At 68.0% G+C, this 12,683-nt stretch carries 10 protein-coding genes; 3 read left to right on the top strand and 7 right to left on the bottom strand.

Annotation, left to right across the window (positions count from 1 at the left end; translation table 11 throughout):
• Positions 1-104: 104 nt before the first annotated feature.
• Positions 105-584, top strand: a complete 480-nt coding sequence (locus tag EGY25_RS05410) for an Hsp20 family protein (RefSeq protein WP_135194010.1) — start codon at positions 105-107, stop codon at positions 582-584.
• A 50-nt stretch (positions 585-634) separates the two neighbouring features.
• Here EGY25_RS05410 and EGY25_RS05415 read toward each other — a convergent pair whose 3' ends face one another.
• Together EGY25_RS05415 and EGY25_RS05420 are read right to left on the bottom strand one after the other, a co-directional pair.
• A complete protein-coding gene (locus tag EGY25_RS05415) occupies positions 635-1,111 on the bottom strand; it encodes an RNA pyrophosphohydrolase (RefSeq protein ID WP_135194011.1) in 477 nt (158 codons plus the stop codon).
• Between the two features lie 142 nt (positions 1,112-1,253).
• Complete coding sequence (locus EGY25_RS05420; RefSeq protein WP_135194126.1) at positions 1,254-2,444, bottom strand: divergent polysaccharide deacetylase family protein; 1,191 nt, start codon at positions 2,442-2,444, stop codon at positions 1,254-1,256.
• Positions 2,445-2,647: 203 nt separating this feature from the next.
• Here EGY25_RS05420 and ppc point away from each other — a divergent pair, with 203 nt between their 5' ends.
• Positions 2,648-5,347 carry a phosphoenolpyruvate carboxylase gene (ppc, locus tag EGY25_RS05425; RefSeq protein ID WP_135194012.1) on the top strand — a complete coding sequence of 900 codons (2,700 nt, stop codon included), beginning with the start codon at positions 2,648-2,650 and terminating at the stop codon, positions 5,345-5,347.
• On the opposite strand, the gene EGY25_RS05430 is transcribed toward ppc, so the two are convergent.
• Positions 5,348-6,313, bottom strand: a complete 966-nt coding sequence (locus EGY25_RS05430; protein ID WP_135194013.1) for a magnesium and cobalt transport protein CorA — start codon at positions 6,311-6,313, stop codon at positions 5,348-5,350. It lies immediately after the preceding gene.
• 132 nt (positions 6,314-6,445) lie between these two features.
• Entirely contained in the window at positions 6,446-8,629 is a 2,184-nt protein-coding gene (locus tag EGY25_RS05435) for a M3 family metallopeptidase (RefSeq protein ID WP_135194014.1), read from the bottom strand.
• A 130-nt stretch (positions 8,630-8,759) separates the two neighbouring features.
• On the opposite strand from EGY25_RS05435, the gene EGY25_RS05440 reads away from it, so the two are divergent.
• Positions 8,760-9,617: a glutamate racemase gene (locus EGY25_RS05440; protein ID WP_135194015.1), complete on the top strand. Its 858-nt coding sequence runs from the start codon at positions 8,760-8,762 to the stop codon at positions 9,615-9,617.
• 4 nt (positions 9,618-9,621) lie between these two features.
• Here the strand turns inward: EGY25_RS05440 and EGY25_RS05445 are convergent, their stop codons facing one another.
• From EGY25_RS05445 to lysA, 3 genes are all read right to left on the bottom strand, one after another.
• Positions 9,622-10,623, bottom strand: a complete 1,002-nt coding sequence (locus EGY25_RS05445; protein WP_135194016.1) for a cation diffusion facilitator family transporter — start codon at positions 10,621-10,623, stop codon at positions 9,622-9,624.
• Between the two features lie 78 nt (positions 10,624-10,701).
• On the bottom strand, positions 10,702-11,358 hold the full coding sequence (locus EGY25_RS05450) for a hypothetical protein (RefSeq protein WP_135194017.1): 657 nt from the start codon (positions 11,356-11,358) through the stop codon (positions 10,702-10,704).
• 49 nt (positions 11,359-11,407) lie between these two features.
• On the bottom strand, positions 11,408-12,682 hold the full coding sequence (gene lysA, locus EGY25_RS05455) for a diaminopimelate decarboxylase (RefSeq protein ID WP_135194018.1): 1,275 nt from the start codon (positions 12,680-12,682) through the stop codon (positions 11,408-11,410).
• Between the last annotated feature and the right edge of the window lies 1 nt (position 12,683).

Here is a 12,683-nt window from a genome sequence, read left to right on the forward strand (position 1 = left end):
TTCTCCAGACTGACGACGCCGGTTTCGGGTCGTCGGGCTGCATCCCTACCGTCCGGGCCAAACCGCCGGGCGGCTCAACCTTGCTGATCCTCAGGAGGATGCTGATGCGTACCTATGATTTCACCCCGCTGTACCGTTCGGCCGTCGGCTTCGACCGTCTGGCCAATCTGCTGGAAAGCGCCTCGCGCACGACCAGCCAGGACACGGGCTATCCGCCCTACAATATCGAGACCACCGGCGAAAACGCCTATCGCATCGAGATCGCCGTCGCCGGCTTCGGCCCTGACGAGCTGAATATCGAGGTGAAGGAAAACCTTCTCACCGTGACCGGCCGCAAGACCGCCAACGACGATGCCGCGACACAGAAGACCTATCTGCATCGCGGCCTGGCCGAGCGCGACTTCGAGCGCCGCTTCCAGCTGGCCGACTATGTCGTCGTCACCGACGCGAACCTGGTCAACGGCCTGCTGTCGATTTCGCTGAAGCGCGAACTGCCCGAGGCGCTGAAGCCCCGCCGTATCGAGATCGGCGCCGGCCAGCCCCTGATCGAAGGCAAGGCTGAAAAGAAGGCCGAAGCGGCCTAAGCCGTTTCAAGGCGAACTCTGAAAGGGCGGCGTTCGCGCCGCCCCTTTTTCTATGCCGCCAGATGCGAAAAGGCGGCGACGACCTGTTCATAGGCCGGCCGTTTGAACGGCACGATCAGGTCGCAGGCGTCCGACAACGGGCCCCAGCGCCAGGCGTCGAACTCGACATCGTCGTCGGCCGCCAGATCAATCTCGGCCTCGTCGCCGGTGAAGCGGAAGGCGAACCACTGCTGCTTCTGGCCCTTGAAGCCGCGCCAGGCCTTGGCGTTGTTCATGGCCTCGGGCGGGAAGTCGTACAGGATCCAGTCGTCCGTCCGCGCCAGCAGCTGGACCGAGGTCACGCCCGTCTCCTCGCGCAGTTCGCGGCGGGCGGCGGCTTCCAGATCCTCGCCCGCATCGACGCCGCCTTGCGGGAACTGCCAGTTATGCGGGCCGGGCGTGGCGTGGCGCTGGCCGTACCAGACCAGGCCGTCGCGGTTGAACAACACGACCCCGACATTGGGGCGATAGGCGTGGAGATCTGTCATCGAGTGGCGAGTGGCGAGTGGCGAGTGGCGAGGCCCCGCAGCAAAAACCTGTCGGGCCGTTCAGCAAGGCGCTTCGTGACATAGTCGATGGGGCGGCAGAAGCCGCCACTCGCCACTCGCCACTCGCCACTCGCCACTTTTCTTAACGCCCCGGCCGCATCGACATGGACGAGGCGGGCGCCAGTTGCAGGCCGCGCTGTTCCAGACCGGCGGTCCAGCGGGCGGCGGCCTCGACCGTCACCGGATAGCTGAAGCCGGTCCCCAGGGCCGAGCCGCGCAGCTTGGCGTGAGCCTCCAGCCCGTTCAGGGCGGCGATGATGGCGGCCGGAGACTGGGTCCGGTCGATGACTCGATCCGCGCTGCCCCGCGCCCAGGCGCCCGGCCGGCGCTGGAACGAGCCGTCGTCCAAGAAGGCGACGCCGCGCTGGCGCAGGATGCCCAGGAAGGCGTTCATGCCCGTGTCCGAGCTTGAGAAACGGTCGCCCAGATAGTTGGTCACCCCGAAATAGCCGGTGGCCCGGCCCAGCAGCCAGTCCATCTTGGCCGTCACGTCATCCGCGCCGCCGTCGGCCAGCAGCGTATAGGGGCCGGGATCATTGTCGGGATAGCCGGTCGGCTCCATCGGCATTTCCAGCATGACCTCGTGGCCCTGCGCCCGCGCCTGGTCGATCCAGGATTGCAGGTTGTCGGCATAGGGCACGAAGCTGAGCGTCACTTCCGGCGGCAGGCGTTCGATGGCCGCTCGGGTCGTCACTGCATTCAATCCCAGACCGCCGACGATCAGCGACACGCGCGGCTTGCCGTTGGGGCGGAAGGGGCGGGCATAGGCCTGGGCCGGGACGCGGCCGTCAGGCGCGATCATCGGCAGGACGCCGTTCGGGCCGGGCTGCGACAGGCCCGCGATCGGCGCCTTGGCCAGGGGCGAGGCGGCATGGACCGGCGCGCTATAGGCCGCGCCGCCGCCCGAGACGCTGCCGCCGTCCGGCAGAGTGATCATGGCCTCGCCGCCCGTGGCGGCGTCCCCGCCGCCAGCCAGGTTCTGATAAAGCCCCATCGCCCCCATGGAGAAGGCCTCGAACCCGGTCGGCGCCGGCGCTTGCGGCGCCGGGGCTTCGCGCTCCAGCGCCACATGGGCCGAGGGCGTTCCGGCCTTGGGATCGCCCAGCACCGTCAGGAACAGGGCGCTGGTGCTCAGCAGAAACAGCCCGGCCAGGCCCGCCACGACCGGCGGCTTCTTCAGCGCGTTGATGACGGGCGTGAGGCTCGGGCCGTCCTTTGCGCGCGGAGCGGCTCCGGCGGCGGCGGCGAGGGCGGATTGGCGTTTGGCGAACATGGGCACGGGCGGAACCGATCTGGAATCCTACGCCGCCATCATCGCCCCGCGCCGGTTAAGAAACCCTAACGGCGGGTTCACCATGATCTCTGTGGGGATTTCTGAGGGCGGCTGTCACGGATCGTGCGTTGACGCGGGCGCTTCAGCCCTTCCAGATGCCGATCTCCCTGCCCCGATCTCTATGCCGACCAAGGATCTGCCCGATGATGAGCCCCGCCGCCGACGACGCCCTGCGTGACGAAGTCCGACTGCTGGGCGGTCTTCTGGGCGACATCATCCGCGACGAAGGCGGACAGGCCCTGTTCGACCACGTCGAGGCGGTGCGTCAGGCCTCCATCGCCTATCACCGCGACCCGGCCTCGCATCCCGCCAAGCGGCTGGAGAAGCTGTTGACCGCCATGTCGGTGGATCAGGCGGCCGGGCTGGCGCACGGTTTCGCCCTGTTCTCCCTCCTGGCCAATATCGCCGAAGACCGCTCGACCCGCAGGCGGGCCCAGAGCCAGGCCGAGGCCGGCGCCCGGCCTGACACCCCCGAAGGCGCGCTGAAGCGGCTGGCCGATCAGGGCGTGGACCGCGAGGCCGTGCGCGCCCTGCTGGACCAGTCGCTGATCTCGCCCGTCCTGACCGCCCACCCGTCCGAGGTGCGCCGAAAGAGCGTCATCGACCGGATCGCCGCCATCACCGGCCTGCTGGACGCCTGCGACAAGGCGGGCGACGCGTGCACGCTTGACGCTGTGTCCGAGCCGCTGCGCCGCCAGATCGTCATCCTGTGGGCCACGCGTCTGGTCCGCACCCAAGGGCTGGTGGTGCAGGACGAGATCGACACCGTCGTCTCCTTCCTGGACCGCATCTTCCTGCACGTTGCGCCCAAGCAGCTGGCGGCCTGGCGGCGTCTGCTGGACGCCCCGGACCTGAAGCCCTTCATGCGGGTCGGGACCTGGGTCGGCGGCGACCGCGACGGCAATCCGAACGTGGACGCCACGGTCATGGCCGCCGCCTTCCGCACCCAGGCTCGGGCGGTGCTGACCTTCTATCTGGACGAGATTCACGCCTTGGGCGCCGAACTCAGCCTCGCCGCCGAACTGGCCCAGGTGTCGCCCGAACTTCAGGCCTTGGCCGACGCCGCACACGACCCCTCGCCTCATCGCGCCGACGAGCCGTATCGCCGCGCCCTGACCGGGGTCTACGCCCGCCTCGCCGCCACGCACCAGAAGCTGGGCGACGCCCCCGCCCCGCGTCGTCCCGCCGTCGAGGCCCAGCCCTATCCCGGTCCCGACGCCTTCGAGGCCGACCTAAAGACCCTGCACGACAGCCTGGTCTCGCATCACGGCGGCGTCTTCGCCGACGACCGGCTCAGCGACCTGATCACGGCGGTCGAGGTGTTCGGCTTCCACATGGCGACCCTGGACATGCGCCAGAACGCCGACGTCCATGAAATTGTCGTCGCCGATCTGCTCAAGGTCGCCGGCGTCTGCCCTGACTATCTGGCGCTCGACGAGGAGGGGCGACTGAAAGTCCTGGCCGAGGAACTGGCCTCGTCGCGCCTGCTGTTCAGCCCCTATGCCGACTACGAGGCCGTGACGCTGAAGGAGCGCGCCATCCTTCAGGCGGCGGCGACCGCGCTCGCCGCATTCGGCCCCCAGGCCATCCGCACCCATATCGTGTCCAAGACCGACGCGGCCTCGGACCTGCTGGAGGTCTATCTGCTGCTCAAGGAGGTTGGCCTCTATCGCCCTGAAGATCCCGCCGCCTGCCCGATCCAGGCCGCGCCCCTGTTCGAGACCATCGAGGATCTGCGCGCCGCCCGCCCGACCTTGGAGCGTCTGTTGCAGGAACCGTCCGCCCTCGCCGTCGCCCAAGCGCGCGGGGTGCAGGAGGTGATGATCGGCTATTCGGACTCGAACAAGGACGGCTCCTACCTGACCTCGGGTTGGGAGCTGCACGAGGCCTCGCGCGCCCTGGTCGAGGTGACGCAGACGCACGGGCTGAAGCTGCAGCTGTTCCACGGGCGCGGCGGCACGGTCGGGCGGGGCGGCGGCTCGTCCTTCGCCGGCGTCCTGGCCCAGCCGGAAGGCACGGTCCAGGGCCGCATCCGCACCACCGAACAGGGCGAGGTCATCGCCAACAAATACGGCGAGCCCGAGATCGCCCTGCGCAATCTGGACGCCCTGACCTGCGGCGCCATGCTGGCCTCGCTGGGCAAGGGGACGGATCACGCCTTCACCGCCGAACACGGCGCCACCCTGTCGGACCTGTCGGCCCGGTCGATGGCCGCCTATCGCCAGCTGGTCTATGAGACCGACGGCTTCGTCGATTACTACCGCGCCGCCACCCCCATCGCCGAGATCGCCGACCTGAAGATCGGCTCGCGCCCGTCGTCGCGCACCGCCTCGACGCGGATCGAGGACCTACGCGCCATCCCCTGGGTGTTCAGCTGGTCGCAGAGCCGGGTCATGCTGCCCGGCTGGTTCGGCTTCGGCTCGGCCGTCCAGGGCCAGGACATGGGCCAGCTGAAGGCGATGGCCGAGGCCTGGCCCTTCTTCAAGACCCTGGTCCAGAACATGGAGATGGTCATGGCCAAGTCCGACATGACCATCGCCCGCCGCTATGCCACCCTGGTCCCCGACGCCTCTCTGGCGGCCCGCATCTATGGCGAGATCAAAGAGGAATGGCAGCGCACCCACGACGCCATCCTGGCCATCACCGGCCACGACCAACTGCTGGGCGGCCAACCGGAACTGGACCGGCTGATCCGCCTGCGCATGCCCTATGTCGAGCCGCTTAACCACGTCCAGATCGAGCTGATCCGCCGCCGCCGCGCCGGCGACGACGACCCCCGCGTCCGCGAGGGCATCCTTCTGGCCATCAACGGCGTGGCGGCGGGATTGAGGAACAGCGGGTGACTACAGCCACTTCGTCCGCTTGAACGTCACATACAGGCCCGCGCAGATGGCGGCGATGACGCCTAGGACCGCATAGTATCCATATTCCCAGCGCAGCTCGGGCATGTGCTCGAAGTTCATGCCGTAGATGCCGGCGATGGCGGTCGGTACGGCCAGGATGGCGGCCCAGGCGGCCAGTTTCCGGGTGATCAGGCCTTGGCGTTGCTGCTCCAGCAGGTTGGCGACCTCGAACACCGACGACAGGATGTCGTTCAGCCCGCCCAGCCGGCTGTTCACCCGTCGCACATGGTCGCTGACATCGCGGAAATAGGGCCTTACGTCCGGGTCGATACAGGGCATGTCCAGCGACTGCAGACGCCCCAGCACCTCCTCCATCGGCCCCAGGATGCGCCGGAACTTCAGCAGTTCGCGGCGCAGGGTGAACAGGCGCCGGATCTCGACCCGAGACAGGAAGGCGTCCAGCGTCCGCTGCTCCATCTCCAGCACGCTGTCCTCGGCGTCGTCGACGATGGGAGCATAGGCATCGACGATGAAGTCCAGAATGCCGTGCAGGACGAAGTCCGGCCCCTTCTTGAGCTGTAGCGGCGAGGCCTCCAGCTGCGCCCGCAACAGATTGTGCGCCCGCGCCGAGCCGTGGCGGATGCTGACCACGTGGTCGTCGCCGACGAAGACGTGGGTCTCGCCATAGGCGATGCGATCGTCGATCTTCAACGCCGTGCGGGCGACCACGAACAGTTCGCGGCCATAGACCTCGACCTTGGGCATCTGGTGCGCGGCAAGGGCGTCCTCGACCGCGAGCGGGTGCAGCTTGAACCGTTCGACCAGGACATCGATCTCGGCGTCCGTCGGATCATAGAGCCCGACCCAGACGAACTCTCCCGGTTCGAGCGCCAGCCCCTCGGGCGTCAAAGGCGCCTCGCGCACGCGCTGGCCGTCGCGATAGACGTAGGAGGCGACGACGGTCATGCAGGTTCCTGATCTACGCGGGTCTCGACCTGCTCTAGGCCAGCTTTCGCACAAACGAAACGGCCGGCGGATCGCTCCGCCGGCCGTAAAGTTCACGAACGCGCTCAAGTCGCGCGAAGCGCGATAGCGCCTCTAGGAGACCGGGAAGCCCCGGACCTTCAGCAGAGCCGCCACGTCCGGGTCGCGACCGCGGAAGGCGCGGTAGGCTTCCGCGCGGTCCGTGGTGTTGCCCGGCGCCAGCATGATCGACTTGAAGCGGCCGGCGATGTCCGGGTTGAACACGTCGCCCGACTCCTCGAAATAGGCCCAGGTGTCGGCGTCCATCGTCTCGGACCACAGGTAGCTGTAGTAGCCCGCCGAATAGCCGTCCGACGTGAACAGGTGATTGAACTGCGGCAGGCGGTGCCGCATCACGATCTCCTTGGGCATGCCGATCCGCGCCAGGCTGGCCTTTTCGAAGGCGTCGATATCGGTCGGCGGCGTGGCTTGCGTATGCAGGTCCATGTCGACGATGGCCGAGGACAGATAGCTGACCGTCGCATAGCCCTGGTTGAAGGTGGCGGCGGCCTCGATCTTGTCGACCAGCGCCTGCGGCATGGCCGCGCCCGTCTGATAGTGTTTCAGATAGCCGTCCAGGATCGGGCGGCTCAGCACCCAGTGCTCGTGCACCTGCGACGGATATTCCACGAAGTCGCGCGGCGTATTGCCGAACGACGGATAGGTCACGTTCGACGAATAGTAGTGCAGGGTGTGGCCGAACTCGTGGAACAGGGTCTCGGCGTCGTCCAGCGAGATCAGAACGGGCTCGCCGGGCTCGGGCTTGGTGAAGTTGTTGTTGTTCGAGCCCAGGATCACCTTGGAGCCATCCAGGGTCGAGAACGACCGGTAGGTGGTCATCCAGGCGCCCGAACGCTTGCCCGGACGGGCGTAGTCGTCGGTGTAGTACAGGCCGATCAGCTTGCCGGTGGCCTTGTCGTGCAGCTCATAGACCTCGACGTCCGGCTCGAAGGTCGGGACCGAACCCTTGGGAAGCTTGGTGAACTTGAAGCCGTACAGGCGCTCGGCCATGGCGAAGGAGCCGGCGCGCACCGCGTTCAGTTCGAAATAGGGCTTCAGCTGGTTCTGATCCAGGTCGTACTTGGCCTTACGGACCTTCTCGGCGAAGTAGAGGTAGTCCCACGGCTCGATATCGAAACCGGCGATCGCCTTCATGTCGGCGACCTCTTCGGCGACGCGGGCCTTGGCCGGCGCCCAGACGCGATCCATCAGGGCCTGGGCCGCTGCCGGCGTCTTGGCCATGGTGTCCTGCATGCGCAGTTCGGCATGGTTGCGATAGCCCAGCAGCTTGGCGCGCTGGTCACGCAGCTTGACGATCTCGGCGATGGTCGCGTTGGTGTCGTTGGCGTCGCCGTTGTCGCCGCGGTTGACGAACTTCTTCCAGACCTGTTCGCGCAGCGCCCGATCGTCGGCGAAGGTCAGGAAGGGATCCACCGACGAACGCGTGTTCAGGATGGCCCAACCCTGCAGGTTGCGGCTGCGTGCGGCGCCCGCAGCGGCGGCCTTGTTGGAATCGGGCAGGCCCGCCAGACCGGCTTCGTTCGGGATCAGGGTCCAGGCGTTCTCGTCGGCGACGACCTTCTGGCCGAAGCGGGTGAAGGCGTTGGACAGGGCGGTGTTGATCCGGCCCAGCTCGGCCTTGCCGGCCGCGTCCAGATTGGCGCCCGAACGGATGAAGGCGTCGCGGCGACGCTCGGCCAGACGCTTCTGCTGGGCGCTCAGGCCCGCCGCGTCTGCGGTGTCGGCGACGGTCTTGACCCGCTGGAACAGCTTTTCGTTGAAGGTGATCTCGTCCGAGGCGGCCGACAGGATCGGCGACAGCTCGGTATCGACGGCGTCATAGGCTTCGCCGCCGATGTTGGAGGTCATCACCCCATAGATGTTGGACGCGCGGTCCAGCGGCTCGCCCGCCAGTTCCAGCGCCGCCATGGTGTTGGCGAAGGTCGGGGCCTCGGGATTGTTGGCGATGGCGGCGATGTCTGCGCGTTGCAGCTCGATGCCTTCCAGCATGGCTTCGCGCAGCTTGGCCGGCGTCACCTTGTCGAACGGCGGCACGCCGTCGTAGGAGCCGGTCCAGACCTGCAACAGCTCGGCGCGCGGGGTCTGGGTCGGCAGGACGGCGCGGGCGATGCGCGCTTCCTCGGCCAGGCTGGCGGCGGACGGCGCGGCTGCGGACCCGCCAGAGGCGGCCCCCGTCGAGGCGCAGGCCGACAGGGCCATCAGGCTGCCGCCCGCGATGAGAAGCTGGCGTCTATGCATGGAATGCTCCGAAAGAAGATCATGATTGCCCACACACTTAGGCGCACCGGACGGCCCCGTCACCTGACAGGACGGTAATCTTCTCGGCAATCCGGTTGGATACGTCGTCGCACTGCTCTAAAGCGCGCCCATGGCTATTGGCGTTTTCGACTCCGGCGTGGGCGGTCTGACCGTTCACCGCGAACTGACACGGCGTTTCCCCGCGCGGGACTTCATCTATCTGGCCGATCAGGCCCACGCCCCCTATGGCGGGCGCAGCGGCGAGGACATCGTCGAACTGACCAAGACGGGGTGCGAGCGCCTGTTCGACGCCGGCGCCTCCGTGGTCGTCCTGGCCTGCAATACCGCCAGCGCCATCGCCCTTCGCCGCCTGCAACAGACCTGGCTGCCGGGCCTACGGGAGCGGCTGGGCCGTCCGGTCAACATCCTGGGCATCATCGTGCCGACCATCGAGGCCGCGACCGGCAAGCCCTGGAGCTTCGAGGCCGAGCGCCCGCAGGAGGGCGAGAAGGTCGCCTCCATCGCCATCACCGGCGTCTTCTGCACCGCCGCCACCGCGATCAGCCGCGTCTATGAGATCGAGATCGACAAGCGACGCGAGGACATCGCCGTCTTCTCCGAACCCTGCCCCGGCCTGGCGGGCCTGATCGAGCTGGGCGCCCCTCGCGAAGAGCTGAAGGTGGTGATCGACGATCACGTCGACGCCCTGCGCCGCCGCATCGGCCGCCATCCTGACAAGGCCATACTGGGCTGCACTCACTACGAGATCGTCGCCGAACTGTTCGCCCAGGCCCTGCCGGCGGGAACCGCGCTGATCGAACAGCCCAAGGCCGTCGCCGACGCGCTGGAGCGCTATTTCAAGACGCACCCCGAATACGATCTGGGCGACAGCGGCCGCCGCGATTTCCTGACCACCGGCCAGGCCGGCCCCCAATCGGAGATGGTGTCGCAGTTCTGGGGCGCGCCCCTGACCTTCGCCCAGGCCTAGAGGGTCAGCAGCCCGGACAATCCGGCAGCGGCTCGTTCTCCAGCTGCAGCGTCGTGTGGCCGATGGCGTAACGTTTCGCCACGGCCTGGGCCTCGCAAATCAAAGCCGCCGTATCGCGACGGTCGTGCACCAGATGCGCCGTCAGGGCCGTCTCGGTCGTGGACAGGCCCCAGACGTGCAGATCATGCACCGCCCGCACGCCCGGCAGGGCGACCAGCGCCTTCTCCAGCGCCGGCACGTCCACGCCCGTCGGCGCGCCGTCCATGGCCAGGTTGACCGAATCCTTCAGCAGGCCCCAGGTCGACCAGAGGATCACGACCACGATCGCCAGGCTGACCAGGGGATCGACCACCGACCAGCCGGTCAGCATGATCAAGCCCCCCGCCGCCACCACGCCCAGCGACACCCCGGCGTCGGCCATCATGTGCAGATAGGCGCCGCGCGCATTCAGGTCGTGCTGCGACTTCATGAACAGAAGCGCGGTGCCCAGGTTGATGACGAAGCCGATGCCCGCCACCGCCATGATGAGGCCCGACCCGACCGGCGCCGGCTCGTTGAAGCGACGCACGGCCTCGAAGGCGATGGCCCCGCAGGCGAAGATCAGCAGTAGCGCATTGCCCAGGGCCGCCAGAACCGTGGCCTTGCCGAACCCATAGGTCCGCCGACCGCCCGCCGCCCCATGCGCCCCGCGCCGCGCCAGCCAGGCCGCGCCGCCCGCCATGGCCAGGCCCAGCACGTCCGACAGATTATGCCCCGCATCGGCCAGCAGCGCCGTGGAATCCGCGATCAGGCCCGCGCCGAACTCGCACGCCACGAACAGCAGATTGACCACCAGACCGACGGCGTAGCGCCAGTCGCCGGTATCCACCGGGCCGTGGCTGTGTCCGCCATGCCCGTGACTGTGCCCATGATGGTTGTGCGAATGGCCGTGACCGTGCCCGTGATCCGAGTGCCCGTGATCCGAGTGGTCATGGCCGTGGTCGGCGTGGTCGTGCGCGGCGTTCATGGCTCGCCTATACGCCGTTTGGCGCAACAGCCAAGCTGATACATGATAACGCATTGAATGTTATCATGTAATATCGCCTCAGTGCTGATGCATGGCGACGACGAGGCCCAGCGCGATCAGGGCCACGCCCAGCACCGCCCCCTCGTATCTCGCCCACCGTTCCAGCCGCAGGATCGAGGCGCCGGCGCTGGCCAGGGCCGTGAATGTCGCCATGCCGGCGACGGTGCCGACCGCGAACACTACCGTCAGCATCGCAAGAGCGCCGATGCCCGCCGAGGCCGAGGACAGATATATGGGCAACAACACTTCGCCCGGCGACACCGCCATCATCGCGATCAGGCCCAGGAAGGCCGCCTTGTCCGATACCGCCGGCTCCGAGGTTTCCAGGGCGGGACCGCCCGCCACGGCCGGCCGGCGCAAGGTCGCGCGGGCCAGATAGAAGGCGCCGAACAGGAACAGCAGCACCGCCGCCAGATGCGGCAGCACCCCCTCGATCCACTGATCCAGCGCCAGGCCCGCCGCCACGATCAGGCCGCCGACCACCGCCGTCGTGGCGATATGGGCCAGGCCCGCCGCCGTCACCGCCATGAGGATTCGCGACGGTCGCCAGCCTTGCGCCCGCCCGACCAGCGTGAAGGGCAGCCAGTGGGTCGGCAGGGCCGCATGCAGAAAGGCCGCGACGAAGCCGCCCCCCAGCAGGGAAAGCATGACGGACTGTTCGGGACCGGGGGACATGACCGGCCCTATAGCGTGTTACTTTATAACGGTCGAGAGGGATTCTCGCCTAAAGCCAGTCGGCGAACGGCTCGCGGTCCAGCATTTCCTCATAGGTCGGGCGCGGCCGGATCACGGCCCACTGATCGCCGTCCACCAGAACCTCGGGGACCAGGGGCCGGCTGTTGTATTCGCTGGCCATCACCGCGCCGTAAGCCCCCGCCCCGGTGAAGACGACCAGATCCTCGGCCTCCAGCGGCGGCAACTCACGATCGCGTGCGAAGGTGTCGCCGGTCTCGCACACCGGCCCGACCACATCGTGCGGCAGGCGCGCGCCCACACGCGGATTGACCGGCTGGATGTCGTGGAAGGCGTCGTACAGCGCCGGCCGCATCAGGTCGTTCATCGCCGCATCCAGCACCAGGAAACGCCGCCCGTCGGAGCGTTCGTTGACCTGGATCACCTGGCTGAGCAGCACGCCGGCGTTGGCGGCCAGCAGCCGCCCCGGCTCGAACGCCGCCTCGACGTCCAGCCCGTTCAGAACCCGCGCGGCCATGGCGACATAGTCGGCCGGCGACGGCGGTTCGGTCCCGCCGGAATAGGGCACGCCCAGGCCGCCGCCCAAGTCCAGCCGCGTCACGGCATGACCCTGCGACCGCAAGGTGCGCGTCATCTCGGCCAACACCTTGAAGGCGGCCTCCAGCGGCGCCAGGTCGGTGATCTGGCTGCCGATATGGCAGGCCAGCCCCACTGGCGTGACGTGGGGCGAGGCCGAGGCGCGCGCGTACAGCCCCATCGCCTCCTCGACCGGCACGCCGAACTTGTCGCCCTTGCCGCCCGTGGTGATCTTGGCGTGACCGCCGGCGCCGACGTTAGGATTGACCCGCACGGCGATGGCCGGAGACGTGTCCATCATGGCCGCGATGGCGATCAGCCGATCCAGCTCGGCGCCGGATTCGACGTTGATCTGGCGCACGCCGACGCTGATGGCGAAGGCCATTTCCACATCGGTCTTGCCCACGCCGGAAAAGATGATCCGGTCGGACGGCACGCCGGCCGCAAGAGCCCGGCGGATTTCGCCCTCGGACACCGTGTCCGCCCCCGACCCCAGCTTGGCCAGGGTCGCCAGCACCGACAGGTTGGAGTTGGCCTTGACCGCGAAGGCGATCAGGGCCTCGCCCAGGGCGTCGCGATGCGCATCGGCGGCGGCGCGCAGCAGGCCGTAGTGCCGCTTCAGCGTCGCGGTCGAATAGACATAGGCCGGCGTGCCGACCTCGTCCGCGATCAGTTCCAGCGGCACGCCCTCGGCATACAGGGCGCCGTCCTTCAGGTCGAAATGGTGCAAG

Source organism: Brevundimonas intermedia, assembly GCF_004614235.1.
GTDB classification, from domain to species: domain Bacteria; phylum Pseudomonadota; class Alphaproteobacteria; order Caulobacterales; family Caulobacteraceae; genus Brevundimonas; species Brevundimonas intermedia_A.

Coding starts and splice junctions, on each gene's coding strand:
- EGY25_RS05410 (WP_135194010.1), top strand. CDS start 105: ATGCGTACCTATGATTTCACCCCGCTGTACCGTTCGGCCGTCGGCTTC.
- EGY25_RS05415 (WP_135194011.1), bottom strand. CDS start 1,111: ATGACAGATCTCCACGCCTATCGCCCCAATGTCGGGGTCGTGTTGTTC.
- EGY25_RS05420 (WP_135194126.1), bottom strand. CDS start 2,444: ATGTTCGCCAAACGCCAATCCGCCCTCGCCGCCGCCGCCGGAGCCGCT.
- ppc (WP_135194012.1), top strand. CDS start 2,648: ATGATGAGCCCCGCCGCCGACGACGCCCTGCGTGACGAAGTCCGACTG.
- EGY25_RS05430 (WP_135194013.1), bottom strand. CDS start 6,313: ATGACCGTCGTCGCCTCCTACGTCTATCGCGACGGCCAGCGCGTGCGC.
- EGY25_RS05435 (WP_135194014.1), bottom strand. CDS start 8,629: ATGCATAGACGCCAGCTTCTCATCGCGGGCGGCAGCCTGATGGCCCTG.
- EGY25_RS05440 (WP_135194015.1), top strand. CDS start 8,760: ATGGCTATTGGCGTTTTCGACTCCGGCGTGGGCGGTCTGACCGTTCAC.
- EGY25_RS05445 (WP_135194016.1), bottom strand. CDS start 10,623: ATGAACGCCGCGCACGACCACGCCGACCACGGCCATGACCACTCGGAT.
- EGY25_RS05450 (WP_135194017.1), bottom strand. CDS start 11,358: ATGTCCCCCGGTCCCGAACAGTCCGTCATGCTTTCCCTGCTGGGGGGC.